Genomic DNA, 25,911 nt, shown 5'->3' on the forward strand with positions numbered 1-25,911 from the left:
AGCCGTTCGAGACTAGGACGTTGATAGGTCAGGTGTGTAAGCGTTGTGAGGCGTTGAGCTAACTGATACTAATGACTCGAGAGGCTTAACCATACAACCCAGATGGGTTTTGCTAAGTAGCACTTAGCTTGAATAGAAACACTTAAGAAGTGATACTCAATACAGCTTTCTAAATTAACAAATAAAGATTAATTACGCAGGAAATTGTTAGGCTGACAAAGCCGTGACGAGCGAGGCGCGGAGTGTACGTTAGTACATGAGCACAGTAGCGAGGAGACAATGCCGTCAGACGGACAATTAACCAGTAAGAATTTGCTTGGTGACAATAGCCTTGTGGAACCACCTGATCCCATCCCGAACTCAGAAGTGAAACGCAATCGCGCCGATGGTAGTGTGGGGTCTCCCCATGTGAGAGTAGGTCATCGCCAAGCGCCTAAATAAACAATGAAGCCAGCTGAATAAGCTGGCTTTTTTGCATTTAGAGTTTTGAATTTCAACGTTCTATTCTTCAAAATACTTCTCTAATCACTGACTTCTTTAATTTATCGCCTCATACGCAATGTAAACAGAGAGCCCCTCATTGCTCCGTTTTCTTCATTCTCTAACACCCTTAGCATCATTCATTTAAATGGCTGCTTGGTCTAAATACTGTAGCGCATTGAGACCCCTTTGATTTTTGTCCTTATAGGACTAATCAGTAAATTTAAAGCTTGTACTCTTTGTATGCTCGTTTAAGGGGGAGTCAGAACCTTATTGTCAGCCCATTTTTGCTTTTGGTTTCATCTTGGCTGGTATCTTCATTTCGTCATTACTCCTCAATAAAAATTTCTGCTTTGCCGTTTCATTAGCGAATATTCATTTTATCGGTCGTTCACTAAGGATCCCTCAGACACTTGTTGCTGATCTTATGTTAATTGGTCTTACCAATTTACATTCGTCGATTAAGTTTGTTATCAATACAGATGTTGTGTGGTTGTTAATTTAAAACGCGAATGTTGGTTAAGGGCGAAGGAGGTAGGGCAGTGAAAGGGGAGCTAACGCAACAGTTATTAGACGCTGTTGGCATCATGTTATTGGGGATGGGGCTGGTCTATTTATTTTTAAGTGTATTGATATTAGCTGTGAATCTGGTTGCTAAGTGGTGTCGTGAAGAGCACAAAGCAGTAGAACCGTTAAAGGTCAATGATGCGAGCTCAACTGGAGCTGCAAGCACTTTAGATCCTAAATTGGTGGCTGCGATTAGCTTAGCCGTCCAGCAGTATCGTTCTCAGGCTCAATAATGGAGCGCCATATGAACCGAGTAAATTCGATTGTGGCGTCTAAGCCATTACAGTTAACCGATGTCGTCTTGAGGGATGCACATCAGTCTATTTTAGCGACGCGTTTACGCCTCGATGACATGCTTCCGATTGCACCTTTGCTTGATAAAGTCGGTTTTTGGTCGCTGGAGTCTTGGGGCGGAGCGACCTTCGATGCCTGTATCCGTTATTTGGGTGAGGATCCTTGGGATAGGATCCGCGAACTGAAAAAGGTCATGCCCAATACGCCTCAACAAATGTTGCTGCGCGGACAAAACCTTTTGGGTTATCGCCATTATGCCGATGATGTAGTCACACGTTTTGTTGAGCGTGCCCATGCTAATGGTGTCGATGTCTTCCGTATCTTTGATGCGATGAATGATGTGCGTAACCTAGATATGGCAGTTAAAGCGGTGCGTGATGTCGGTGGGCACGCGCAAGGCACAATTTCTTATACAACTAGCCCTGTTCATTCGGTTGATACTTGGGTTGATATGGCAAAGCGTCTTGAGGACATGGGCTGCCATTCGCTGTGTATTAAAGATATGGCGGGCTTACTCAAGCCTATGGAAGCTTTTGAGCTTATCAGTCGTCTAAAATCACAAACTCAACTCATACTATCTCTGCATAGTCACGCGACTACAGGGCTGAGCACGGCGACCTATCAAAAGGCTATTGAGGCGGGAGTCGATGTGCTCGATACCGCCATTTCTTCCATGAGTCAAACCTATGGCCATACCGCAACTGAAACGGTAGTCGCTATGGTGGAAGATACTGAACGTGCAACAGGCTATGATCTTGTATTACTTGAGGAGATTGCCGCTTATTTTCGTGAGGTTCGCAAAAAATACGCCAAATTCGAAGGTGCGCTAAAGGGGATTGATCCCCGTATTCTACGTGCGCAAGTCCCTGGCGGCATGCTGACAAACATGGAGAGTCAACTCAAAGAGCAAGGTGCACTAGATAAGATGGATGCGGTGCTGGAGGAGATCCCTCGGGTACGCCAAGATTTAGGTTTTCTGCCTTTGGTTACACCAACTTCGCAAATTGTTGGCTCGCAAGCCGTTATCAACGTACTGATGGGACAAAGATACCAATCGTTAACGAAAGAGACTGAAGGTGTGTTAAGGGGCGAATATGGCGCTACGCCAGCGCCAGTGAATTCAGAGTTGCAGGCAAGAGTACTTAATGGGCAGGTGGCGATCACCTGCCGTCCTGCGGATTTACTCGTACCAGAGTTAGACAAGTTGCGTGCAGAGTTATTATCAAAGGCGCAGGATCAAGGGATTAGTCTCGTCTTAGAGAGTAAGGAAAAGTCTTCGGACGATGATTTACTCATTTATGCGCTCTTCCCACAGATTGGCTTACAGTTTTTAAAGCACCGTCACGATCCAACGGCCTTTGAGCCAAACCCTGAACTTGCGCCAATCTTACCAGTTACGCCGCGTGAGGCCGAAACCTATACCGTCACGGTTGAGGGGCAAGCTTATGTGGTTGAGGTTGCCGAGGGCGGCGAAATTAGTCAGATCCAACCTCAAGGACAGGTAGCTTCGCAGCTTAATTATGCCCCTACTTCTCATTTAAACAGTGCTCCATTGGCTCAATCCGCCGAGATTAAGCTGAAGATGAGTGCGCCGCTATCGGGCAATATCTTTAAAGTGCATGTGGGGATTGGCGACAAGGTCTGCGCTGGCGATGTGGTGATCATCCTTGAGGCGATGAAAATGGAGACAGAGATCCGCGCTCAGGGGGATGGTGTTATTACCCATCTCTTTGTGAAAGAAGGCGATTCAGTTGTCGTGGGTTCTCAATTATTGGCCTTAGCCTAGGAGTCTATATGGATGGTTTACTGGCGTTTTGGGCCGAAACGGGCATAGCCCATTTTACCGCAGGGCAGGTCTTAATGATGGTCGTTGGCATGTTGCTGTTATACCTCGCTATCGTGCGTGGATTTGAGCCTTTGTTGCTGTTGCCTATTGGCTTTGGTGCAGTGCTGGCGAATATTCCCAACGCAGGCTTTACCGAAGAGGGAGGAATACTCTACTACGCCTATCATGTGGGGATTGAAACCGGCGTTTTTCCACTGCTGATCTTTATGGGAGTCGGAGCACTAACAGATTTTAGTGCGCTGATCGCCAACCCAAAAACCTTATTACTCGGCGCGGCGGCGCAGTTTGGGATCTTTGCGACCTTAATTGGCGCTATAGCGCTGAATTTGGTGCCAGGCTTTGAATTTACCATGCAGGATGCCGCAGCCATTGCCATTATCGGTGGCGCGGATGGACCAACGGCTATTTTCCTTGCCTCTAAGCTTGCACCTGAGTTACTGGGAGCGATTGCTGTGGCGGCTTATTCCTATATGGCGTTGGTGCCGATTATTCAGCCGCCGATCATGCGTTTACTCACAACCCAAGCGGAACGTGAGATAAAAATGGAGCAGCTACGGGAAGTCAGTAAAAAGGAGCGGATTATTTTTCCGCTGATGGTATTAGGCTTAACCATTCTGTTTTTACCCGCGGCAACGCCACTGGTAGGGATGTTTTGCCTGGGTAACTTAATGCGCGAATCGGGCGTGGTGGATCGGCTCTCAAAAACAGCACAAAACGAGCTGATTAATATCGTGACGATTTTTTTGGGCTTAGCTGTCGGCTCTAAATTATCGGCCGAGCAGTTTTTGCGGGTAGAAACCTTGGGGATCTTAGTACTTGGTGCCCTTGCTTTTGGTATAGGTACTGCCGCAGGAGTGTTGATGGCAAAACTGATGTGTAAGTTATCCGGCGGTAAGGTTAATCCGCTGATTGGGGCGGCAGGAGTATCGGCTGTGCCTATGGCTGCAAGGGTAGTGAATAAAGTGGGATTAGAGGCTAATCAGCATAACTTTCTATTAATGCATGCTATGGGACCGAACGTTGCTGGCGTGCTAGGTTCTGCGGTCGCTGCGGGGATACTACTTGCCGTACTCGGCTAATAGGATAAAACGAAAAATATAGTATTAACCCATAGTGTAAGGTTATCGCGCCGGCTAAAGCGAGTACTAGGGCGTGTTGACGTTTTATGGTTATTTTTGCAGCAATTAGGCTGGCGTTTATGCAAGGCAAAGTCCGTGCAGTGTAGTTATTCTACATAAACGGACGATAACGCAGCAGAAACGTCAGCCAAATGCTGCCCGAAGGGTTCGTCTGGCAAGCCCTTTCTCTTACTTTCTGTCATAAGAGCCGCTCGTCATTTGAGTAAACTACACATCATTCCTCGTTTCGCGAGCACGAGCTTGCCAGAACGAACAAAATTTAATCTCGAAACGTCAACACGCCCTAAATACATTGATGTGTTGGTAGGCCATATTTACACGATCTAAATAGGCTGGAGCCCTAGGCTACAGCGTGCCATGTGCTAAACCATGGCAGGCTTATGCACCGATTCATTAACCTGTCATTTTCAACGGTGAAGCTTAAGAGAAACTTAGCTATTGTCCGGAATAAAATTTATATAATCATGTTGAAAATAGAGGTTTTTTTATTTTATATAAATGATAGGCTAGTAAAAAGTGTGCGCAATAGCACACTTTTTATCGCGTTAATGGAGACGAGATAATGGGCAATGATGATCTTTCAGCGTGTTTAAATGGTGAATATGTCGTTCTAGAGCCTCTGTCGTTATCCCATGTGGCGGCACTTAGCTTAGCGGTCACTGATGGTGAACTGTGGCGTTTATGGTTTACCAGTGTGCCTGAGCCGAGTGAGATGAAAGCTTATGTAATGAAAGCCTTAGCTGAAAAATCCCGTGGGGAAAGTTTTCCCTTTGCGGTGCGAGACAAAGTTTCTGGTGAGATTGTGGGTTGTACGCGCATTTGCCATTGGGAGAGTGAGCATCGCCATTTAGAGATTGGTTACACTTGGTATGCTAAGCGCGCCCAGCGCACAGGTATTAATACCGAGGCTAAATTGCTACTACTCACCTTTGCCTTTGAAACCCTTGAGGCCATTGCGGTGGAGTTTAGAACCCATTGGCACAATCAAGCTTCGCGCCAAGCCATCGCTCGTTTAGGAGCCAAGCAAGATGGGGTTTTACGGAATAATAAAATTCTTAAGGATGGCACCATTCGGGACACTGTGGTTTATTCCATTATTGATTCTGAGTGGGCGACGGTGAAACATCATTTAATCTTTCGCTTACAACAGCGACTGGTAGTGTAAGGAATGATGCGTATCGCGCATATCTAATATGAGTAGATATAGCTTGATAAGACGTCAATATGGATATGGACTTAAGGTTGGTTAAGCCGATGGCAAATAGAATCATTCAAGCTAATGAGTCCCACAGTCATGATATTGCTCCTTTATTTAATGAGTATCGGCAGTTTTATGGCTGTAAGGATGATGTAGAGGCCGGTGAGCTGTTTATCCGAACTCGTTTGCATGAAGGGTCATCGGTGATTTTTTTTGCGCGCTCACCTCAAGGCTTAGGCTTGGGTTTTGTGCAGTTATATCCCAGTTTTTCATCCCTTAATTTAGCGCCGATTTTTATTCTGAATGATGTATTTGTCACGCAGCATGCGCGATGTGTCGGGCTAGGTCGGGCGCTGGTACAACGGGCAGCAGACTATGCTCGTAGCCAAGGAGCGCGTTATTTAGTGCTCGAAACCCAAAAAGAGAATTTACGTGCTCAAGGGCTTTATGAAGCACTTGGGTTTGTGCGCGATCAACAATTTGTAACCTATGAACTTGAGCTAAATCCTTAGCTTAAGTCGCTTACTCTTAATTACTAATAAAAAGGACTATATCAATGTTAAAAGCTTTTGCTATTGCAGGTCTTATGCTGACGATGAGCCACAGCGTGTTTGCGGATGAAGCACAACAGGCTTTGGCTAAAGAAGCCATAGAATGTGCAGCCTATTATCAAATTAGCTCTGAAGCGATTGGCGCCATGAATGCTCCACAAATGCAAGCGGTGGGTGAACGCTTAAAAGCGTCTAAAGTTGAAGCCGAAAATCTGGCGAAGAAATACCAGTCAGAAGCCGAGGTCACTCAAGCGGTTGCCGATGCCAAAGCTCGTCAAATACAAAGCTTGGGTGGCTCTAGTAATCTCGGGGTATTGATGGGGAAATATAAAGAAGAGTGTAAAAACTTACTGGCTGATCCTCAAAAGCGTCTCGATTACTGGACAATGGCAACCATGTAACGTGGTTACTATGACTGACGTAAAAACCACCTTCGGGTGGTTTTTAGCATGCATTGCGATAAGGAGCGAAGAGGTCGAGCATCCACTCGATAAATGCTTGCACTTTTAACGGCAAGCTTGGGGATTTAGGTGTGAGTAGGTAATAAACGTATGGGCTGGTAAACGGTGCATGAAAGGGGATGACTAAACTGCCATTAGCTAATTGTTCTTCAATAAAAAAGCGTGGGATCAGCGCCGCGCCCATGCCACTGGCAGCTGCCTGACTCAACATGTAAAAATGCTCCACGCCAAAGGTTTGTTCTTGCGTGAGTGTTAAGCCTACCTTTTCAGCCCAATAATCCCAAAGTTCTGGGCGAGTGGTGTGTTTGAGTAAGGTGACATGATTAATATCCTCAATACATTTCAGTTTTGGGGCCAATGACGGCGCGCAAACTAAGCACAGATCTTCATCCATGAGTTTGATGTAATTCACTCCCTTGGGCAGCTTGGTACTACTGCGGATCGCGATGTCGTAGCGCCCTTGGCTGAAGTCAACGGCAAAGTCACCTATCGAGAGATCCACATATAAATGTGGATAACGCGACTTAAATTGCTCCATACGAGGGATTAACCAGTTGATGGTTAAACTTGGTAATACATTGATGGCTAAGGTTTGTGGCCGAGAACCTTGGCTACGCAAATCGGCGGTGGCGCTCGATAGGGTTTGCAGCGCCGCTTGTACATGGGGGAAGTAACGCTTGGCTTCGTCTGTGAGTTCGACTTTTTTATGTAGCCTAACAAAGAGGGCGAAACCTAAAAAATCTTCTAATACCCTGATTTGTTTACTGATTGCGCCATGGGTGACGTGCAGTTCTTTGCTCGCCAGCGTCATACTCTGTAAGCGGGCAGCAGACTCGAATGCCCGTAATGCATTGAGCGGTGGCAAGCTAGTAAACATATTCATATCCAAATCAAAGTGTTTAACAAACGGTTTAGTGTGAGCTTTGCTCACGCTAGCGCGACAATAACTCCTTTGCATTTATAAGGCAAACGCAGTCTAATGCGAAGCCTTAGCTCCTATAACTCAATTATAAAAATCATGGAATTTGAATTAACTCTACAAGTTGCAGCATTACTGTTTGGCGTGGCGATGGTGGCGGGCTTTATCGACTCTATTGCTGGAGGTGGGGGATTACTGACCATTCCTGCGTTAATGTGGGTTGGGTTACCGCCAGCGGTCGCTCTTGGCACTAACAAGTTACAGGCCTGCGGTGGCAGCTTTTTTGCGAGCTTGTACTTTGTTCGTAAGGGATTGGTTGATCTCAAAACTGTCAAACTCGCGCTGTTTTGTGCCTTTATCGGCGCGGCGTTAGGTACAGTGTTGGTGCAGTTAGTGGATACCAAAATCCTTGAGTTAGTATTGCCGTTTTTAATCCTCGCTATTGGTTGCTACTTCTTGTTCTCGAAAAAGATTTCGGAAGATGATCGCCACCAAGTCTTAACCCCTACCGCCTTTGCTTTTACTGCCGCGTTAGGTGTGGGCTTGTATGATGGCTTTTTTGGTCCGGGGACTGGCAGCTTTTTTGCGTTGGCGTTTGTTACCCTTGCGGGTTTTGGCCTCGCCAAAGCGACGGCTCACGCAAAGGTGTTGAATTTTTCGACCAATATTGCCTCGCTGATTTTTTTCGCCCTTGGCGGAAAAGTCATTTGGTTACTCGGCTTAGTGATGTTAGCGGGCCAAGCCATTGGGGCAACCTTAGGATCACGTTTAGTGGTCACTAAGGGCACAAAGATCATTAAGCCCTTAGTAGTGACCATGTCACTGGCCATGAGTGTGAAATTGCTCGCCAGCCAATACCAACTGTTTTGATGATGATTTTGGTACGGATCAACTTTCTTCAAGCTGAGCACTGACCTTATTTGCGCTAATGGTGATCTGTTAGCGCAGTCTTCGACCTCTTTGCTGTAAATCTCTCCACTCCCATTGTATTGACTATACTCAGCGGCATTTTTTAGGATAACCTAGCATTTTTTAAAGTGTTTTTAGGGTTTATTGGCGAGTCATTGGGCGAGGTTATCCGACAAGCAGCTTCGACAAATAACTTAACGACAAGCATCCCGCGCCATAGCGTTGGCTTAGCATCCATTAAGGTTTAGCAATAATGCGATTTATTCACACCTCAGACTGGCATATTGGCCGTCAGTTACATAATCAATCATTACTGGATGATCAGGCCTATGTACTTGATCAAATTGTTGCATTGGCGCAGCAGCACAGTGTTGATGCGGTGATTATTGCGGGGGATATTTACGATAGATCGATTCCACCCGCCAGTGCCGTCGCTTTGCTTAATGATGTGCTTAATCGCCTTGTTAACCAATTGGGTATACAAGTACTGATGATTGCTGGTAATCACGATGGCCATGAGCGTTTGGGATTTGCTGCTAAACAAATGGCTGCCAGTGGTTTACATATTATTGGGCCGCTACAGGCCGAATTAGTGCCTACTCGTTTAACCAGTGCCAGTGGCGACGCTTACTTTTATCCGCTGCCTTACGCTGAACCTGCTACCGTGCGCCAAGTTTTTGAAACCGATGCCAAAGGCCTTAGCGTATCGAGCCATGAAGAGGCGATGGCGTTATTGCTAGAACAGGTCCGCTCCCATGATAGCCAAGGTTTACCTAAAGTGGTGGTGAGTCATTGCTTTTTGGATGGTGGCAGCGAGTCTGAATCCGAACGGCCATTAAGTATCGGCGGCGCGGATAAAATTTCCCCACGGCTGTTTAGTGACTTTGACTATGTCGCCCTAGGGCATTTACATGGTCCGCAATACAAAGGCTGCGAACAGGTGCGCTACTCAGGCTCAATCCTAAAATATTCCTTTAGTGAGCAACACCAGCATAAGTCTGTCACCTTAGTGGATATCGCTGCGCAATCTCCCGCTCAAATCCAACTCTTACCCTTAACTGCGCTACGTGATGTGCGGATAATTGAAGGTGAATTGGCACATTTATTAGCAGTAGGGAAAACCGATGCCAAGCGTGAGGATTATTTAATGGTGCGTCTGCTCGATAAACACGCCATTTTAGATGCCATGGGCAAACTGCGCAGTGTTTATCCCAATGTGCTGCATTTAGAACGCACCGGATTGATGGCGGGCGATCAGGCGGTGGTGCTCAATCGAGATCATATAAAAAAAGGTGAAATGGCCATGTTCCGTGACTTTTTTGCCCAAGTCTCGGGGGATGAATTAACGCCGGCGCAGCAGGCGGTGATGGAGGATATCCTAACCCAGCTTCATCGAGACGAACTTGAACGCAGCGAAACACATCGTGACGTAAAAGAGGAGCAGGCAGAATGAAGCCTCTACAACTTTCCATGTCGGCTTTTGGCCCGTTTGCTTCGACTCAGACCATTGATTTTACTGAACTTGGTGATAATCCGTTATTTTTGATCAACGGGCCAACTGGCGCGGGTAAAACGACTCTGCTCGATGGTATCTGCTTTGCGTTGTATGGAAAAACCACCGGCAATGAGCGTGAAGGCAGCCAAATGCGCTGCGATATGGCCGATGATAATCTGCTTACTGAAGTGACCTTTAGTTTTAAATTGGGTAACACTGCTTATCGTATTCGCCGAGTGCCCGAACAGGACAGACTCAAAAAGAATGGCGAGGGGTCGACAGTCCAAAAGAGCGAGGCGCAGCTGTTTAAGATCGCTCCCTATGGTACTGAAACCCTATTAGTCGCCAGTAAAGTCTCAGAGGCAACGGCTGAAATTGAAGCATTAACGGGCTTAGACGTAGAACAATTTCGTCAGGTTATGGTGCTGCCACAGGGGAAGTTTCGTGAATTACTCATGGCTGACTCCAAGGCACGTGAGCAAATTTTTAGTCAATTATTTCAAACCCATATCTATAAACGTATTGAAGATATCTTAAAGGCGAAGGCGGCCGATATCCGCGGCTTGGTTAAAGAGCAGCGTGCGCGTCGCGATGGCATTCTACAAACCGCGGAGCTAGCGAGTGATGACGAGCTTGCCGCTGAATTTAGTCGAATAGAACCCGAATTGGCGGCCGCTATCGCCGCGAAAGAACGTAGCACGGCGGCGCATCTACAGGCGTTAAAACAGCATGACAGTGCGCAGCAACGGTTTGCTGAATTTACTCGTTTAAGTGAATTAGAATCCCAAGCCACTTTGCTTCATGAACAGCAAGCAGATATTGCAGCGCAAACGGCTCGCCTGAATGTCGCAAAGCAAGCGCAGCGTCTTAAGCCCTTATTGGATAATGCGTTATCGAGGGAGCAGGAAGCGACAATTGCTAATGATCAGCGCAGCCATGCCCAAATGGTACTTGAAGCGGCAAAGCTTGCGCTTGCCAAAGCTGAGATCGAAGCGCAGGAACTTATTCCCCTTGAACAACAGCTGCGCGATTTTGATCAACAACATAATCAACTCAGCACGTTAGTACCGCAGTTGGCAGAATTTTCTAGCCTTGAACAAGCTTTATCGCAGGCAAAAGAGATACTGCAACAAACCAAAGATCAGGGACAAGAGACTAAGACGGCGCTTGTAAGCTTAGTTGATCAGCGCAGCACCTATGAAAATCAATTGCCAGCATTACAACAGCAAAGTGAGCGTCAACTCGCGACCGCACAAGCCTTGCAGCAACAGCGCCACTTACTTGAGTTGTTCAAACAATGGCAACAAATTTGCGCCAAAGTTGCACAAACCGAAGAGGCGCTTGTACAAGCAGGATTACAAGGAAAGACGCTGAGCGCGCAGCATCAGGCAGCGCTAAGTGACTATAAGTCTTTACAGCTCAGTTGGTTTCAAGGTCAAGCAGCCATTTTAGCGAGGGAACTCAAACTCGATGAACCCTGCCCAGTTTGCGGCAGTATCGAGCATCCTCATCCTGCAACCAGTCATGATCATTTACCAACGGACGCACAGCTGCAAGCTGCGCAGGATGCCGAGGTGAATGCACTCGAACAGCTCAGCAAAGCGAGGGCAGAGTATCGGGGGCTACAAAAACAGTTAGAAGCACAGCAGTCGCAGGCAAATGAACTGGCCTCCTCGCTGGGGGATACGGTTGAGTTACCACTTGAATCGCATGTCCACCGGCTTGAGGAATTAACACGCCAAGCAAAACAAGCTGAAGTCGCCACCCAAGCATTGCAGCAGTTACAGCAGCAAATCAAAGCGTTGCAGCAGCAAGAGTTAGTATTGATGCAACAATTAGAGCTTGAGCGTGAGCGGTATCATCAACAAGAAGGTGAAGTGGCGCGTCTATCCGGTCAATTAGCGGAAAAGGCGCTTCGGATCCCTGACGAATACCGCTCGCTTACTGCGTTAAATCAAGCGATTAATAATAATCAACGGCAGCTTGAGAACACTCGTGAGCAGATTCATGCTCTTAGAAACTCACTAAAGCAGGCATCTGAGCATTGTGTGGCGGCGCAAACGGCGCTAGAGGCTGCGATACAACGCTGCCATAGCGCAGATGAGCAGCAGGCTGTGGCCGATGGTGACCTTAACTCACAACTGCATTTAGCGGGTTTTACTGATAGGGACGCATTAAGGGCGGCATTGTTAGCCGATGAGCAAATTCAAGCGTTGGGCGAGCGTATTGAAACCTATCATCGACAGTGCGCCTTAAATCAATCACAGCTTGATCAGCTAAGAACTGAGCTTAGTGATGTCAGCGTGCCCGACCTTGATGCCCTAGAATCCATGCTCGCAGAAAAGCACCAACAACTTAATCTCGCTGAAGCTACATGGAGCCAACTTAATACGCGGTTCTCTTTGCTTAAACAAACTCAAACACAGCTCAGTATTGTCGATCAAAAAGCGAAAGCCCTTGAGGATGAATACGCCATTATTGGCACCTTGGCCGATGTGGCCAATGGCAATACCGGCAACAAGATTTCTCTGCAACGTTTTGTATTAAGCGTATTACTCGATGATGTTTTACTCGCAGCAACTCAGAGATTACACCTGATGAGTAAAGGTCGTTATCGATTACTGCGTAAAGAAGACAGAGCGAAGGGAAATAAGGCATCAGGGCTTGAGCTTGAAGTCGAAGACGCTTACACCGCAAAAGTGCGTCCCGTGGCGACCTTAAGTGGTGGGGAGAGTTTTATGGCAGCTTTATCAATGGCGCTGGGTTTATCAGACGTGGTGCAAGCCTACGCCGGTGGGATAAAACTTGATACGTTATTTATCGACGAAGGTTTTGGCAGCCTAGATCAGGACTCCCTTGAACTTGCCATCCGTACCTTAATGGATTTGCAATCGGCGGGTAGGATGATCGGCGTGATATCCCATGTTTCTGAGATGAAAGAGCAGATAAATACCCGAATAGATCTCTTGAAAACCTCCCATGGGAGCGAAATCAAGGTGATTTTGCCTTAGTGTCAGTTAAAGGGATTAATTGTTTATTTAACTTATTGTTTTTATTGTGATGGAAGACGTTATTTTGTGCTGTTTAACATCTGGATACAGAACGCACAATTGATTTAAAGTGCCAACTGACGCATGTTTTTGGGAAATAGTGCTGTTAAAGTGCAAAATAGCGTTTGTCATAATCGGTTTTTTGGGATAAGTTGGGAAAATTCGGGCTTCCCTAGGCGGGACTGGTTCAAAAATATAACGCAAAAACGATAACAAAAGGTGAAAGCGTTGCAGACAGGCAAACCCAATTTGGCTAATTTTCCGCAAATTCGTTTGCAGAATTTATCTTCAGCCCATAAAAATATTCTCCTCGTAGGTGGTTTATTGATCGGTGCGGCGATGTTAATGCCGAATGCTAATCATGTCGTACCCACAGCACAACGAATTCCCGTAGCTCTCGACATTGAAACTGTTTTACCGCAAGTTTCTGAGCCTGTTGATTCTACCACTGTTATTGACAATACCCCTGATTTTGAGCGTGTTATTGCCTCCGGTGATACTCTAAGCGCTTTATTCTCTAAGGCGGGTGTTGACCAGCTAACGATGTATAAAGTACTAGAGGCCGATTTAAATATTTTGGCACTCGATACCTTATTACCTGGAAACCGGATTCAGTTTTGGCTCGATAATGATGGCCAACTACAAAAGTTGGAGCTTTATTTTAACGCCGCACGTCAAGTCGTATTTACTCGTTATGAAGATGGTAGCTTCAACGTTGAAGAAATTAACGTTGAAGGCGTTTGGCAAAACCGCATTATTACTGGTGATATTAAAGGCTCATTTTACGTATCGGCTCAAAAAATGGGCTTAGCGGCAGCTGATATTCAGCGGATTGAAGATTTACTCAAAGAAAAAGTGAATTTTGCACGGGATTTACATGCAGGAGATAAATTTTCTGTTTTGGTAAATGATCAATATGTTGAAGGTGAAGCAACCGGTAGCAGCCAAATATTAGGCGTTAGCATTAAAACTGGGCGTTCAGAAATCAGTGCCTTTCAGCATACTGATGGCAGTTATTATGATGCAAAAGGGCGCAGTTTAGTGCGTGCTTTCCAGCGTATTCCATTGGCTAAACAGCCTCGCATGAGTTCACGTTTTAACCCTGCTCGTAAACATCCGATCACTGGCCGTATTTCCCCCCATAATGGTACTGATTTTTCTGTCCCTATTGGTACTAAGGTTATCGCGCCTGGTGATGGCGTGGTGAGTTTAGTAACGGATCACCAATTTGCAGGTAAATATATTGTGATTGAACATGGTGGTAAATATAGTACCCGTTATTTACACCTTTCAAAGGCATTAGTGCGTAAAGGCCAGAGAGTAACACGTGGCCAAGTGATTGCTTTATCTGGTAATACTGGGCGTTCAACTGGTCCGCATTTACATTATGAATTCCATGTAAACGGTAAACCCGTCGATCCAATGAAAGCCGATATTCCTATGGCGAGCCAATTAGCAAACCAAGAATTGCGTAGCTTTACGAATATGGTCAATAGTCGTCAGTCGTTGATGAATTTAGGTTAATTCATTTTCGTTTGTCCCGTTCTGAGTATAAAAACGCCGATGAATACTGATTCATCGGCGTTTGTATTTCTATTGAGTGTGCCTCAGCAACTAAATGATTTGAGTGGTGTATTTGTCAGGCTTTTTGTTGGGTTTGTTGTTTGGCTGCATATGCTTGGATAAGACTGCTTGCTTAAATTTGATTAAATTTCGCCCTTGTTATCGGTATTTAAAATAGTAAATCGAGCCTCTTTAGGCTTTAGTGAGCGTACAGGTATTGATTGAATGACGTGTGAATAGCGAAGATAGCTAGCAGAAAATATCTAACCACTCTTACTTTGAGATATCTTCAAATTTATTTAATCAAGATCGATAAACAATATTAACTTGCCTGGCGTTTCTGCATCGCTTTTAACGCACATTTACATAGACGCCCCTTTAATGCAGGACATCCTCCACAGGGAGACTTTTTATAAGGACGAAGTGCAAAGCTTCGCTCTGTCGGTAAGGGGGAAATACGTTTGATGGCTGCAAAGGATAAAAATTGTGCATCATTTGCGGCATTAAAATGCGCTTTGGCTAATTTTAATTGCTGCTTACGGGCTGCTTTATCAAGATCTTGAATGTGTTGTTTGGTAATATACTCAGCCAATAATTGATTTAAGTGCTTGCGTTGTGCTTTTTTACTTTTGGCCGCAGTCGTCTGTTTTATTGGTTCCGCTGAGAAAGATGATTTTGCAGCATAGTTAACTGATGCCGCATAGGATAATGTTGCCTGTTGCTTTTGCAGTTTCTTGGCTTGTTTCTTACACCATTTTTCTAGCTTTCTACCAATATTTTGCGTTTTCATACAGCCTAAGTACGTGACAGATAATACATGACTATTCTAAATGAAAACTATTATCAGTCAACTCTTGGGTCAATAAAAATAAGTACTCAAACTGAGTCTATTGAGTGCGCGATATAAGGGGATTGATTGGCATCAATACAGGTCAGCAGTAAGCGCAGATCAAATTCAAATTGGTGGTAATCTGGTTCCATATAAGTACACAGATTATAAAAAGCTTTATTGTGATCCTTCTCTTTTAGGTGGGCGAGTTCGTGCACCACTACCATTCGTAACAAAGGTTCAGGTACACGTTTTAAGCGAGAAGATATACGAATTTCATTCTTCGCTTTGATTTTGTTACCTTGCACTCTAGAGACGTAGGAATGTAAGCCAAGTGCATGATGACTCATGCTAATTTTGTCATCAAAGATCACTTTCGATAGGGGAGAGGATTGGCGTAAAAACTGATTTTTTATCCCTTGGGTATAGTCGTAGAGGGCTTTATCGCTGCGGATATGATGAATGTGCGGATGACGGCGAAGCAATACTTCCCCAAGCTTGCCACTTTGTAAAAGCTGTTCAACTTGGCGTTGGATATCTAGGCTATAACCACTGACATATTTTAGGTTTTGCATGATGCTTGCGACATGTAAGAGGCTTGGCGCTAAGTGATAGCGCCAAGCAAGAGCACTTAAGCTTTACCAAAAATATGGCGATTTTGCTGAGCGTAGGCAGCTTCAAAGGCGGGTTGTTGGAAGCGTTTCAGATCTAAGCTATCAAAGTCTACCTGAGGTGGATTGCGCTTATTTTGTTCCTTGATCGCCACTGGAGATAGCAAGGTTACAGGCAGCTCGCCTAATTGAATTGCGGCTTCGAGTTTGAAGCTAGTAGCAGAACCAGCCAGTTTGCCTTTTTGCTCACGCTCAATAATTACAATTTCATCGATCTTGTAATCTTCCATCAACTTATGGAAAGCAAAGTGAAACTCACGAATTGCCTCCGTCGATGCCGACTGTGCAATGCTAAAAGACACTTTACGGCAGCTGGGTACGTTGAAGGTTTCACCTTCGTAACTGAGCAGACTGATGATGGCTTCGCCACCTTTTAATTCAACACCACAAATTCGCATGTTACACCTTTAACTATTTCAAATTACTTATGTATCGCCGGAAGAATTGCTCCCGCGAGTCACTCATTTTGAGCGCTCAAGTTTCACGGACTTGAGCTATCTTTTGCGTTATTTTTAGATTTCGTCGTCATTATCTTGTAGCAGTTGTGCCGCAGGTTTTTTGCGCATTGGCGCATCACCGACATCAACACCCGTGATAAAGCGTTTATCACGGGATGGCGCTGCTTTAACAAGGTGCGACTTAGGTTTAGATTTGGCTTTGGTGTTTGCCTTTACCACACCTCTAGTCGCGACGGACTTTGGCTTTTCTTTTAGACCACTAAATTTAGCTTCAAGCCCCTTAATTACACTGATCTCAAAAGTTTTTCTTAAGAAAAGTTGTACTTTTTTAAAGTTATCCCAATCCTTAGGACCAACTAAGGAGATTGCGTCACCTTTGGCGCCCGCGCGGCCAGTGCGGCCAATGCGATGAACATATTCTTCGGCAAATTTGGGCATATCGAAGTTAATGACTAAGGATACATTCAGTAAGTCTAAACCACGGGATGCCACATCTGTGGTCACCAATATTTGCTGCTGACCACGGGCAAATTGGTCCATGATCTGGTTACGCGCCGTTTGTTTTAACTCACCACTTAAGGCGGCGGTTGCAAAACCTTGAGCCGAGAGCTTAGCGGCTAACCGCTCTGTATCGGCACGGGTGGCGGTAAAAATAATCACTTGCTTGTGCGATTCATCCGTCAGTAAACGACTGAGTAGGGCTTCTTTATGATCTAAATGATCACACAGATAAATTCGCTGCGAAATATCCTGATGTTCACTGTGGGCCGTGCCGATTGCCACATGTAATGGATTTTTAAGTAATGCCGCCGCAATCTCATTGATTTCACTATGATCTAAGGTTGCTGAAAACATTAAGGTCTGACGACGTTTATGATCGGCCGCCTCGTTGATAGCTTTTAACTGTGGCGCAAAGCCTAAATCCAACATACGATCGGCTTCGTCCAAAACTAACAACTCTAATCCATTGAGGAATAAGTTTTTTTGTTCTAAGTGATCAGCGATTCGCCCTGGCGTTGCAACAATAAAATGCGGCTCTTTTGCCAGCGCTTTAGCCTGATCGTTAAAGTTTTCACCGCCTAATACACTAATCGCTTTATATTGGGTATTGGCCACCAATAAGCGTAACTGACTGTACACCTGATGGGCTAATTCGCGGGTCGGTAATAAAATTAATACTCTAGGGTCGCGCTTACTGAGGGCGCGGGTGGAGATAACCCTTTGCAATGCGGGCAGCAAAAATGCCAAGGTCTTACCTGACCCAGTCTTTGATGATGCCATTAAATCTTTACCTGCCAATGCGATAGGTAATGCTTGTTCCTGGATGGCGGTTGGGGTTGCAATCCCCATATGCTTTAAGCTTTGTAACAGACGCTGGTCCAGAGAAAAATCAGTAAACTGCAAAGGTATATCCCCTAAATCTGAGTGAGGGCAGATTATAGCGCTAAATCACTATGGTCAGCTATCTTGATTGGGCATAATCTTGCGTAATCATCTAAATAGCCACTTATTTGCTTGGCTTGTGTCACGCTCGATATTTGCCCCGAGTGCTATGTTTAGCCAAATTGGCTATGAACTTACAGGATATCAAGCGACGATGTGGTTACTCTCTGCCCTTGAGTATGGCAAGGGGATAAGGCCGAGCGTAAACCATATAAATGTATCTAATGACTGGCTAGCATAACGGTTTATGTTGTCTAATGATTGACAACACTTTGGCTGGAATTTAGCTTTTTCACGTCATAGCGCTTCTTTAAATCATCGATTTATTAAGGGAATTTATTATGAGTAAGGGGACAACTCCGACGATCGGTATTGCCTTAGGCAGTGGTGCAGCCAAAGGTTGGGCGCATATTGGCGTACTCAATGGGCTCGCCGCGATGGGAATTAAACCCGATAAGGTCGCTGGATGCTCAATCGGCGCCCTTGTTGGCGCTGCTTATGCTCATAATCATTTAGCGGAACTTGAAGAGTGGGTGCGCAGCTTCTCTAGTTGGGATGTGTTGGGACTGATGGATATTCGTTGGCGTAAAGGTGGGCTAATTGGCGGCGAAAAAGTATTCGATGTGCTGCAATCGCGGATTGGTGATATCAATATCGAGGATTTAGAGCGTCCCTTTGCGGCCATTGCTACGGATCTGTATTCAGGTCAGGAAATCTGGTTTCGCCATGGTGATTTACGCCAAGCCGTACGGGCCTCTTGCTCTATGCCTGGGATATTAGCGCCTGTCCGTCAAGGTGAGCGTTGGTTGGTGGATGGTGCAGTTGTTAATCCTGTCCCCGTTTCGGTGAGCCGTGCTATGGGGGTAGATATTGTCATTGCCGTTGATTTACAAGGTTTTCATACCGGTCGATTACAAGTTTTACCCGTTAATATGACCAGCCATCGGGCACCTAAAGATGAAACCCAAATGCCCGCGCGCCAAGAAACGGGTTTTATGGATTTATTCGCCCGCGGGCGAGAATATGTCGGTAGCTTAACCGATAAGTTTTCCCTAGGGACTAAATCTAATCCCGGTATGATTGCGGTGATGTCCCAGTCGATGAGTATTTTAGAGCAGCGACATAAACGGGCGCGTTTAATGGGTGACCCTCCCGATATCTGTGTTGTACCCGAAGTGGCTAATATCGGCACCATGGAGTTCCACCGAGCAGCTGAAGCCATTGCAGCAGGTGAAGCTGCCGTGGCAAAAGTGGCACATTTAATTGAAGCTGCGATCTGGAAAGGCTAAAAATGTCAGGATGAATTTATCTGTTAATTACGATGTGACACTACTTACTGCTTGATTGGCTTAGTTTTTGCTTTAACACCATTAATCAGTATTAGACGCCGAATTATTGACGATGAATTCTCTTTTAAATGCCCTTAATCTAAATCGTAGCAGTGCTGCTGAAGCTTATGGCCTGAATAGCAAAAAGACGGAGACAGGTAAAACTGAATCGAGTACGGAGTCAAACTCCTCAGCCAAAGAACCCCCTAAGGTTGATACTAAACCGAGTGAGGAGATAGCGCTGTCACCACGGGCACTGCGAGCACAAAAAATTCAGGCCATGTCGAAAGACTTTTTTGCTGATGGCAAATTTAGCGTGGCTGAGATACCCGCTTTAGTCTCGCGGTTACAAAAAGACGGTATTCTTTCCGATGCACAGGTAGAACGGCTCTCGCAAAACGGCATTAGTTTGCCAAGCCAAAGTACCAATAAACAGTCTTTGCAGGATTTTATCGATGATGAGCTAAAGTCTTTGGCTGAAAAATCGCCTAATAGCCCGATGATCAACACGTTAGTGGATGCTAAAAATGTGTTAAAAAACATGGATGATGCCCAGTCGCCAGTGCTGGCACAAAAGGCGACTAAAGTGTTTGGTCAATTAACGGATTATTTGAATAGCAACCCCACCATGAGCGATAGTCAAAAACAGTTATGGCAGGGACTTAAATCAACGATGCAGGTGGCTTCATCCATGGGGATGCAGCAATCGGCGTTGGGACAATTGAGCAGTTATCTTGCCTTAGCTAAGCGCTAGTCTTATTTACAATATTCTTTCAAAAACAATAGACTTTGGCTTTTGGGTCAGAGTCTTTTGTCATTACTAGCGCCATTTCCTGCGTCTACTATCTTGCTTTAGCATCAAGGTCAAGGCCTAAAACTGAGATCATTGGGTTTGGCAGCAGTTCTTATTTGTTCTTTTTATCCATCCGATAAATCATGATCTGGATCATGGAATTTTAGGTGTCGATGCCGCTTAATTGCCTACATATTGTGTTGATAGATTATTTAATCACTATATATAGTGTTAATTTTAATCGGGATGGAGAGGAATTAAACAATGCCAGTCGTGATCAAGCGGGATGGTTGCCGCACACCTTTTGATGAAACAAGGATAAGAGATGCAGTGGTCGCTGCTGCAAACTCGGTTGGGATAGAGGACGCAGATTATGCCGCGACGGTAGCCGCTTGTGTGAGAGAACGAGTGGCGAATATGGCAGAAGTTGAAATCCACCATCTACAGGATGCAGTTGAAAACCTATTGATGGAAGGCCCTTATAAATCATTGGCACGGGTCTACATTGAATATCGTCACGACAGAGACATTTGCCGCGATGCTACCAGTAAGCTCAATCTTGAAATCCGTGGTTTAGTCGAGCAGAGCAATGCCGCACTGTTAAATGAAAACGCCAATAAAGACTCTAAAGTGATCCCAACTCAACGGGATCTGCTGGCGGGCATCGTGGCTAAACATTATGCCAAGAGCCATATTCTGCCTAAGGATGTGGTGGCTGCGCACGAAATCGGTGAGATCCACTATCACGATCTTGATTACTCGCCCTTTTTCCCGATGTTTAACTGTATGTTGATTGATTTGGCGGGCATGTTGACCCATGGCTTTAAGATGGGCAATGCCGAAATTGAGACCCCAAAATCGATCTCTACCGCTACGGCTGTGACGGCGCAAATTATTGCCCAAGTGGCAAGCCATATCTATGGCGGCACCACGATTAATCGTATTGATGAAGTGTTAGCGCCTTTTGTGGCCAAGAGTTATGACAAACATTATCAAGTGGCACTGAATTGGCAGATTAAAGATGCTAAAGCCTATGCCACTGCTCAGACTGAAAAAGAATGCCACGATGCTTTCCAATCCCTTGAATATGAGGTGAATACCTTACATACCGCTAATGGACAAACCCCGTTTGTGACCTTTGGTTTCGGTCTAGGTACTTCGTGGGAGTCGCGTTTAATTCAACAATCGATGCTGAAAGTACGCATGGCGGGGTTAGGTAAAAATCGTAAAACAGCGGTGTTCCCTAAATTGGTGTTTGCCATCCGTGATGGTATTAACCACAAAGTCGGCGATTGCAATTACGATGTAAAACAAATGGCCCTTAAATGCGCCAGTATGCGCATGTATCCAGATATTTTGAACTATGAGCAAGTGGAAAAAGTGACGGGTTCGTTTAAAACCCCTATGGGTTGCCGCAGCTTTTTAGGTTCCTATAAAGAAAATGGTGAACTCGTCCATGAAGGGCGCAATAACCTTGGTGTTGTTAGCTTAAACTTGCCACGTGTTGCGCTAGAAGCGAATGGCGATGAGGCTGAGTTCTACCGTATTCTGGATGTGCGGCTATTACTTGCCCGCCGTGCATTAGATACGCGTATCGAACGGTTAAACGGAGTGAAAGCCAGAGTTGCGCCGATTTTGTATATGGAAGGTGCCTGTGGCGTGCGCTTGCGTGCCGATGATGATATCGCCCAAATCTTTAAAAATGGTCGGGCATCGATTTCATTAGGTTATATCGGTTTACATGAAACCATTAATGCGCTCTATGGCACTGAAACCCATGTGTTTGATGATGCTAAGCTTCGTGAAAAAGCGGTGGCGATTGTTGCGCATCTTAAAGCGGCTACCGACGCATGGAAGGCCGAAACGGGTTATGGATTCAGCCTTTATAGCACCCCAAGTGAGAGTCTCTGCAGTCGTTTTTGTAAGCTCGATGCGCGCCAGTTTGGTGTGGTTGCGGGGGTAACCGATAAGGGCTATTACACCAATAGCTTCCATTTAGATGTGGAAAAGCACGTGAATCCTTACGATAAAATCGATTTTGAGCAGCCATATCCCGCCATCGCCAATGGTGGTTTTATTTGCTACGGCGAATATCCTAATATGCAGCACAATATCGAAGCGCTCGAAAATGTCTGGGATTACAGCTATAGCCGTGTACCTTACTACGGTACTAACACGCCGATTGACGAATGTTATGATTGTGGTTTTACCGGCGAATTTAGCTGTACTAGTAAAGGATTTACTTGCCCTAAATGCGGCAACCATGAGCCAAGTCGAGTGTCTGTTACGCGCCGTGTGTGTGGTTACTTAGGTAGTCCCGATGCCAGACCGTTCAACCATGGTAAGCAAGAAGAAGTGAAGCGTAGGATCAAACACTTGTAACATTTTTGCCTTATTGTGTTTGTTACACTGATATCAGCACAGTCGCTTAGCATGGGACTGTGCTTTGATTTTTTAGCCAGTCTGGCGCTCCTTGTATTTCGTATTGGACTTATACAATGAACTATCAGCAATATTATCCCGTTGATGTGGTCAACGGCCCAGGCACTCGGGCCACCTTATTTGTTTCAGGCTGTGAGCACCAATGCCGTGGTTGCTATAATCAAAGTACTTGGGATGTGCGCTCTGGCCATTTATTTGATAAGGCAATGGAAGATAATATCATCGCCGATTTGCAGGATACGCGAATCGTTCGCCGTGGCTTATCACTCTCTGGCGGCGATCCACTTTTACCCGCCAATCTTGAGGGGATTTTGGCGCTTGTTAAGCGCGTCAAAGCTGAATGTCCCGGTAAAGATATTTGGCTGTGGACGGGCTATGTATGGAATGAATTGAGCGATAAACAGCGTGCGGTGCTGGAATATGTAGATGTGCTGGTGGATGGCAAATTTGAGCAAAATCTTGCAGATCCGAGCCTTCCATATCGAGGTAGCAGTAATCAGGTGATCCGTTTCTTATAAAAGCGGTAACGAGGATCGCTAACTTGCTGTTATAATCCCACACCTTGACACAGTGACCCAGACAAACAGGCCAAAGATTAGGTCAATATCGGTCGGGACTCACTAAAGTAATTTAAGGTAACATAATGAATTTAAAGCAAGAACTGCAGCAGCTAAACGATAAGTTAGATAAGTTTCGTCGTAAACTGGCGGCGGCAGAGCAACGTGGCGATGTTGTCATCGTGGCGCAGTTTAAACGCGAGATTGAGGCTGTTACTAAGCAAATCAATAGCGTAAAAACGCAGCAGTCGCGTTTATTACAAAAGCAAGGGGTGGATATTCAGCACTTGCCATTTCACCGCGCCCTCACCAAAGCCGAGCAAGCCGATATGGGTCAACTGAAAAAGTCAGTAAAAGGCTTAGTTGTTGTGCACCCAATGACTGCTTTAGGGCGCGAAATGGGCTTGACTGAAGTAACAGGTTTTGCACCAGCAAAATTTTAAGCTACATTGCTAAGTTATTCAATAAGTTGCAAAATAGAACACTTATCTATTTTGCAGCGCCTTGGCTCGACATATTACCCATTGAGCTAAATGAGTCACGCAGTTAATAGCTTAGTTTTGTAGTTGATTAAATTACTAAAGTATTTCGTGATTGCTGAAAACACTTTAGAATAGGTGCGCCGTAGGCTAAGTACCTAATCATTGTTTTGTTTATGGATGTTCCTTCCGTCTCATGGAATGAGAGTTGTCGTTAAGGTTAAGTCATGTCGATAAAATATGTCGCGACGTCAAAATTACCCACTCCCTGGGGCGTTTTTGCCATGCACGGTTTTGAAGATACCGAAACCGGTAAAGAGCATGTTGCCCTCACATTTGGCACCCTAAGTAGCGATGCTCCTGTTTTAGGCCGTATTCACTCTGAGTGTCTCACGGGCGATGCCTTATTCAGCTTACGCTGTGACTGTGGATTCCAGCTGCAAACCGCGATGCAAAACATTGCCGAGACCGGCAGTGGGTTTATCTTATATTTGCGTCAGGAAGGTCGTGGTATTGGTCTGCTAAATAAGATCCGCGCCTATGAGTTGCAGGATAAAGGCGCCAATACGGTTGAGGCGAATGAACAGTTAGGTTTCCCTGCGGACATGCGTAAATACGATATGATCCAGCCTATGCTTGAGCAGATTGGCGTAAAGCATGTACGCTTAATGACCAATAACCCTCGCAAAGTCAAAGCGATGAAAGAAATCGGCATCGAAGTGGTTGAGCGCGTACCCTTACAAGTCGGTAAAAATCGCTATAATGAGGCTTACTTAAAGACTAAGTCCACTGAGCTTGGGCATATGATGTCTGAGTATCATTTTACGGATGAACAGTAGTTCTTAGTGCAATAAATTTACCGATTAGGCTGCAAATTAGGATCTGTTTGCGTAAATTGAATATCATTTTTAGTCGGTTTATCGTCAACCTCTGCTCCATTTCGGCGCTATCAATGGGGATTGTTTTCCCGCTGTTGGCGTCGACAGAGCCTGTTTCAAACTCCAGTCACCCGCAAGATTTTGCTGCATTTGCCCCCCAATCTTCCCAAGCGTTTTCGAAGATTAGCCCTGAAACGCCGATTGATGGGAAAAATAATCCTAACTCTGTTTATGCCTTTGGCAGCTACCTTGGCACAGGGGTATATCGAGCTGCTGAGCAAAATGCCACCGTCGTTAGTATTCCGTTAAACTTTGATTTTTTGAAGGATGATAGTAGTCAGACTTGGCTGCGTTTACCCTTATCCTTCGGTTTTTTTGACTACTTAGCTAAAGACATCACCGACGGCGAATTGCCATCGTCAGTTGGCACCATGACGATAACGCCCGGCATTGAGCACCATTGGCAGGCAACGGCAAATACGCGGATGGAAGCTTATTTGGATGTGGGCTTTGGGACAAATTTTGAGACCGATGCGAATGTGGCGATTTTAGCCTCAGGTGTAAGTACCTTGTATGATTTTAGTCTCGCGGGTGAAGACAGCGTCTGGGTATCGAGGTTAAGGTTTGCGGGCTATAGTGAACGGGTAGGAAAATTAACCGACCAATTTGCGGTATTGCAAACCGGGGTGGATATTGGCCTTTCGCCGCGCTGGCAATGGTTGAATATCCAAATGCAACCTAGATTATTTGCGGTTGGTTATTGGTACTTCAACGAGCTGGATTTTAGCCAAGATACTGAAGATGAAACCATAGTCTCTGGAAGCTATGAGTTTGGTGCCACACTGGCATTTTCTAAGCCTTTGGGCGGCGATCTCCTCGGCATAGATAGAATTGGCATCAGTTATCGAACTGGTGACGGGTTAAATATTTGGCGTTTATTGTTTAGTTTCCCAATCTAGTTTACAGCTACCAAGATTGAAAATGATTCTGTACTCAGCTTAGCCTGCGTTTTTTTGTGCATCGCGCATTTTCTGGTCCATTAACACGGCAATTTGGTTACCGAGTTGCATAATTTGTTCCTGCAATAGCTTACGTTGCTGAGCTGCGGCCTCGGAATCATCCCCTTCCAGTTTCGTGAGCATCTCCTGCAAAGCTTTGATTTGCTCTTTCAGACGCTTAATTTGTTCGTCGATGATAGATTTGGGTTCTTCATTCTCAGCACTTTCCGTCTGTTGCCGTTTTTCCGCGGTTTGACCTCTGAGAGAAGCGCCTACTTCGGTAGCGAGAGCTTGTCTTCCGGCATTGGATATATTGACCGTTTCTTGCGTGCCGGTCTCTGCCGACGAATTCTCAGAAGCTGAGCTAGCTGTTGGCGTAGTGGTGATATAAGCGCTGGAAACAGATTTGAAGGCGCTGCTATTTGCGGTCGTGTTTAATCCATTAATGTTCACGATAGGCTCCATAAGTACCTGAAGGTTATTTATCGAATTATCGGCCTTGAGATAAAAAACTTAAGTGCTAAGCATCCTATTTGATACAAAAGGCGTATCTAGGATAGGTT

The 25,911-nt window shown here is 45.4% G+C and carries 23 protein-coding genes and 2 rRNA genes; 19 read left to right on the top strand and 6 right to left on the bottom strand.

Annotated elements, in window-relative coordinates; all coding sequences use genetic code 11:
• From MMG82_RS14675 to MMG82_RS14710, 8 genes are all read left to right on the top strand, one after another.
• Positions 1-93 (top strand): 23S ribosomal RNA (locus tag MMG82_RS14675); the annotation flags it as partial.
• A 222-nt stretch (positions 94-315) separates the two neighbouring features.
• A 5S ribosomal RNA gene (gene rrf, locus MMG82_RS14680) occupies positions 316-431 on the top strand.
• A gap of 561 nt (positions 432-992) precedes the next feature.
• Positions 993-1,280: an OadG family transporter subunit gene (locus tag MMG82_RS14685; RefSeq protein ID WP_052183951.1), complete on the top strand. Its 288-nt coding sequence runs from the start codon at positions 993-995 to the stop codon at positions 1,278-1,280.
• 11 nt (positions 1,281-1,291) lie between these two features.
• Positions 1,292-3,127 carry a sodium-extruding oxaloacetate decarboxylase subunit alpha gene (gene oadA / locus MMG82_RS14690; protein WP_047533319.1) on the top strand — a complete coding sequence of 612 codons (1,836 nt, stop codon included), beginning with the start codon at positions 1,292-1,294 and terminating at the stop codon, positions 3,125-3,127.
• 8 nt (positions 3,128-3,135) lie between these two features.
• Complete coding sequence (locus MMG82_RS14695; protein WP_047533321.1) at positions 3,136-4,266, top strand: sodium ion-translocating decarboxylase subunit beta; 1,131 nt, start codon at positions 3,136-3,138, stop codon at positions 4,264-4,266.
• Positions 4,267-4,888: 622 nt separating this feature from the next.
• Positions 4,889-5,491: a GNAT family protein gene (locus MMG82_RS14700; protein WP_037419555.1), complete on the top strand. Its 603-nt coding sequence runs from the start codon at positions 4,889-4,891 to the stop codon at positions 5,489-5,491.
• A gap of 89 nt (positions 5,492-5,580) precedes the next feature.
• The gene (locus tag MMG82_RS14705) at positions 5,581-6,036 is read left to right on the top strand and encodes a GNAT family N-acetyltransferase (RefSeq protein WP_037419745.1); all 456 of its coding nucleotides are present in this window, start codon (positions 5,581-5,583) and stop codon (positions 6,034-6,036) included.
• Positions 6,037-6,080: 44 nt separating this feature from the next.
• Positions 6,081-6,476, top strand: coding sequence for a hypothetical protein (locus MMG82_RS14710; protein ID WP_037419558.1), 396 nt, complete (start codon positions 6,081-6,083; stop codon positions 6,474-6,476).
• A 43-nt stretch (positions 6,477-6,519) separates the two neighbouring features.
• Here the strand turns inward: MMG82_RS14710 and MMG82_RS14715 are convergent, their stop codons facing one another.
• Positions 6,520-7,413 carry a LysR family transcriptional regulator gene (locus MMG82_RS14715; RefSeq protein WP_037430889.1) on the bottom strand — a complete coding sequence of 298 codons (894 nt, stop codon included), beginning with the start codon at positions 7,411-7,413 and terminating at the stop codon, positions 6,520-6,522.
• A 141-nt stretch (positions 7,414-7,554) separates the two neighbouring features.
• Between MMG82_RS14715 and MMG82_RS14720 the strand changes: the two genes are divergently transcribed.
• From MMG82_RS14720 to MMG82_RS14735, 4 genes are all read left to right on the top strand, one after another.
• Positions 7,555-8,325 (top strand): TSUP family transporter, encoded by a 771-nt coding sequence (locus tag MMG82_RS14720; RefSeq protein WP_241407022.1) that lies wholly within the window; start codon positions 7,555-7,557, stop codon positions 8,323-8,325.
• 292 nt (positions 8,326-8,617) lie between these two features.
• On the top strand, positions 8,618-9,817 hold the full coding sequence (locus MMG82_RS14725; protein WP_047537459.1) for an exonuclease SbcCD subunit D: 1,200 nt from the start codon (positions 8,618-8,620) through the stop codon (positions 9,815-9,817).
• Positions 9,814-12,870 (top strand): SMC family ATPase, encoded by a 3,057-nt coding sequence (locus MMG82_RS14730; protein WP_241407023.1) that lies wholly within the window; start codon positions 9,814-9,816, stop codon positions 12,868-12,870. Before MMG82_RS14725 ends, MMG82_RS14730 begins: the two co-directional genes overlap by 4 nt.
• Positions 12,871-13,137: 267 nt before the next feature.
• A complete protein-coding gene (locus MMG82_RS14735) occupies positions 13,138-14,433 on the top strand; it encodes a peptidoglycan DD-metalloendopeptidase family protein (protein ID WP_037419574.1) in 1,296 nt (431 codons plus the stop codon).
• A 361-nt stretch (positions 14,434-14,794) separates the two neighbouring features.
• Here MMG82_RS14735 and MMG82_RS14740 read toward each other — a convergent pair whose 3' ends face one another.
• From MMG82_RS14740 to MMG82_RS14755, 4 genes are all read right to left on the bottom strand, one after another.
• Positions 14,795-15,262, bottom strand: coding sequence for a hypothetical protein (locus MMG82_RS14740; protein ID WP_037427304.1), 468 nt, complete (start codon positions 15,260-15,262; stop codon positions 14,795-14,797).
• Positions 15,263-15,348: 86 nt separating this feature from the next.
• On the bottom strand, positions 15,349-15,876 hold the full coding sequence (locus MMG82_RS14745; RefSeq protein ID WP_037427302.1) for a M48 family metallopeptidase: 528 nt from the start codon (positions 15,874-15,876) through the stop codon (positions 15,349-15,351).
• A gap of 56 nt (positions 15,877-15,932) precedes the next feature.
• Positions 15,933-16,370, bottom strand: coding sequence for a DUF3010 family protein (locus MMG82_RS14750; protein WP_037419582.1), 438 nt, complete (start codon positions 16,368-16,370; stop codon positions 15,933-15,935).
• Positions 16,371-16,484: 114 nt separating this feature from the next.
• Positions 16,485-17,834, bottom strand: coding sequence for a DEAD/DEAH box helicase (locus MMG82_RS14755; RefSeq protein WP_240293290.1), 1,350 nt, complete (start codon positions 17,832-17,834; stop codon positions 16,485-16,487).
• A gap of 380 nt (positions 17,835-18,214) precedes the next feature.
• Here MMG82_RS14755 and rssA point away from each other — a divergent pair, with 380 nt between their 5' ends.
• The 7 genes from rssA to MMG82_RS14790 all read left to right on the top strand — a co-directional run bounded on the left by rssA (position 18,215) and on the right by MMG82_RS14790 (position 25,309).
• On the top strand, positions 18,215-19,162 hold the full coding sequence (gene rssA, locus MMG82_RS14760) for a patatin-like phospholipase RssA (RefSeq protein WP_037419588.1): 948 nt from the start codon (positions 18,215-18,217) through the stop codon (positions 19,160-19,162).
• Between the two features lie 112 nt (positions 19,163-19,274).
• Complete coding sequence (locus MMG82_RS14765) at positions 19,275-19,955, top strand: hypothetical protein (RefSeq protein WP_047537471.1); 681 nt, start codon at positions 19,275-19,277, stop codon at positions 19,953-19,955.
• A 303-nt stretch (positions 19,956-20,258) separates the two neighbouring features.
• Positions 20,259-22,376 (top strand): anaerobic ribonucleoside-triphosphate reductase, encoded by a 2,118-nt coding sequence (gene nrdD / locus MMG82_RS14770; RefSeq protein ID WP_047537474.1) that lies wholly within the window; start codon positions 20,259-20,261, stop codon positions 22,374-22,376.
• Positions 22,377-22,492: 116 nt separating this feature from the next.
• Entirely contained in the window at positions 22,493-22,954 is a 462-nt protein-coding gene (gene nrdG, locus MMG82_RS14775; protein ID WP_047537477.1) for an anaerobic ribonucleoside-triphosphate reductase-activating protein, read from the top strand.
• 125 nt (positions 22,955-23,079) lie between these two features.
• Entirely contained in the window at positions 23,080-23,436 is a 357-nt protein-coding gene (locus MMG82_RS14780; protein WP_037419602.1) for a YibL family ribosome-associated protein, read from the top strand.
• A 263-nt stretch (positions 23,437-23,699) separates the two neighbouring features.
• Positions 23,700-24,311 (top strand): GTP cyclohydrolase II, encoded by a 612-nt coding sequence (gene ribA / locus MMG82_RS14785; RefSeq protein ID WP_037427288.1) that lies wholly within the window; start codon positions 23,700-23,702, stop codon positions 24,309-24,311.
• A 113-nt stretch (positions 24,312-24,424) separates the two neighbouring features.
• A complete protein-coding gene (locus MMG82_RS14790; protein WP_037419607.1) occupies positions 24,425-25,309 on the top strand; it encodes a hypothetical protein in 885 nt (294 codons plus the stop codon).
• A gap of 39 nt (positions 25,310-25,348) precedes the next feature.
• Here MMG82_RS14790 and MMG82_RS14795 read toward each other — a convergent pair whose 3' ends face one another.
• Positions 25,349-25,801 (bottom strand): FlxA-like family protein, encoded by a 453-nt coding sequence (locus tag MMG82_RS14795; RefSeq protein ID WP_047537480.1) that lies wholly within the window; start codon positions 25,799-25,801, stop codon positions 25,349-25,351.
• Positions 25,802-25,911: the final 110 nt, after the last annotated feature.

This window comes from Shewanella sp. MM_2022_3 (assembly GCF_022557375.1).
Classification (GTDB): domain Bacteria; phylum Pseudomonadota; class Gammaproteobacteria; order Enterobacterales; family Shewanellaceae; genus Shewanella; species Shewanella xiamenensis.

Bases quoted from the DNA above. Each gene is read 5' to 3' on its own strand.
- MMG82_RS14685 (WP_052183951.1), top strand. From the start codon at position 993: ATGTTGGTTAAGGGCGAAGGAGGTAGGGCAGTGAAAGGGGAGCTAACG.
- oadA (WP_047533319.1), top strand. From the start codon at position 1,292: ATGAACCGAGTAAATTCGATTGTGGCGTCTAAGCCATTACAGTTAACC.
- MMG82_RS14695 (WP_047533321.1), top strand. From the start codon at position 3,136: ATGGATGGTTTACTGGCGTTTTGGGCCGAAACGGGCATAGCCCATTTT.
- MMG82_RS14700 (WP_037419555.1), top strand. From the start codon at position 4,889: ATGGGCAATGATGATCTTTCAGCGTGTTTAAATGGTGAATATGTCGTT.
- MMG82_RS14705 (WP_037419745.1), top strand. From the start codon at position 5,581: ATGGCAAATAGAATCATTCAAGCTAATGAGTCCCACAGTCATGATATT.
- MMG82_RS14710 (WP_037419558.1), top strand. From the start codon at position 6,081: ATGTTAAAAGCTTTTGCTATTGCAGGTCTTATGCTGACGATGAGCCAC.
- MMG82_RS14715 (WP_037430889.1), bottom strand. From the start codon at position 7,413: ATGTTTACTAGCTTGCCACCGCTCAATGCATTACGGGCATTCGAGTCT.
- MMG82_RS14720 (WP_241407022.1), top strand. From the start codon at position 7,555: ATGGAATTTGAATTAACTCTACAAGTTGCAGCATTACTGTTTGGCGTG.
- MMG82_RS14725 (WP_047537459.1), top strand. From the start codon at position 8,618: ATGCGATTTATTCACACCTCAGACTGGCATATTGGCCGTCAGTTACAT.
- MMG82_RS14730 (WP_241407023.1), top strand. From the start codon at position 9,814: ATGAAGCCTCTACAACTTTCCATGTCGGCTTTTGGCCCGTTTGCTTCG.
- MMG82_RS14740 (WP_037427304.1), bottom strand. From the start codon at position 15,262: ATGAAAACGCAAAATATTGGTAGAAAGCTAGAAAAATGGTGTAAGAAA.
- MMG82_RS14745 (WP_037427302.1), bottom strand. From the start codon at position 15,876: ATGCAAAACCTAAAATATGTCAGTGGTTATAGCCTAGATATCCAACGC.
- MMG82_RS14750 (WP_037419582.1), bottom strand. From the start codon at position 16,370: ATGCGAATTTGTGGTGTTGAATTAAAAGGTGGCGAAGCCATCATCAGT.
- rssA (WP_037419588.1), top strand. From the start codon at position 18,215: ATGAGTAAGGGGACAACTCCGACGATCGGTATTGCCTTAGGCAGTGGT.
- MMG82_RS14765 (WP_047537471.1), top strand. From the start codon at position 19,275: ATGAATTCTCTTTTAAATGCCCTTAATCTAAATCGTAGCAGTGCTGCT.
- nrdD (WP_047537474.1), top strand. From the start codon at position 20,259: ATGCCAGTCGTGATCAAGCGGGATGGTTGCCGCACACCTTTTGATGAA.
- nrdG (WP_047537477.1), top strand. From the start codon at position 22,493: ATGAACTATCAGCAATATTATCCCGTTGATGTGGTCAACGGCCCAGGC.
- MMG82_RS14780 (WP_037419602.1), top strand. From the start codon at position 23,080: ATGAATTTAAAGCAAGAACTGCAGCAGCTAAACGATAAGTTAGATAAG.
- ribA (WP_037427288.1), top strand. From the start codon at position 23,700: ATGTCGATAAAATATGTCGCGACGTCAAAATTACCCACTCCCTGGGGC.
- MMG82_RS14790 (WP_037419607.1), top strand. From the start codon at position 24,425: ATGGGGATTGTTTTCCCGCTGTTGGCGTCGACAGAGCCTGTTTCAAAC.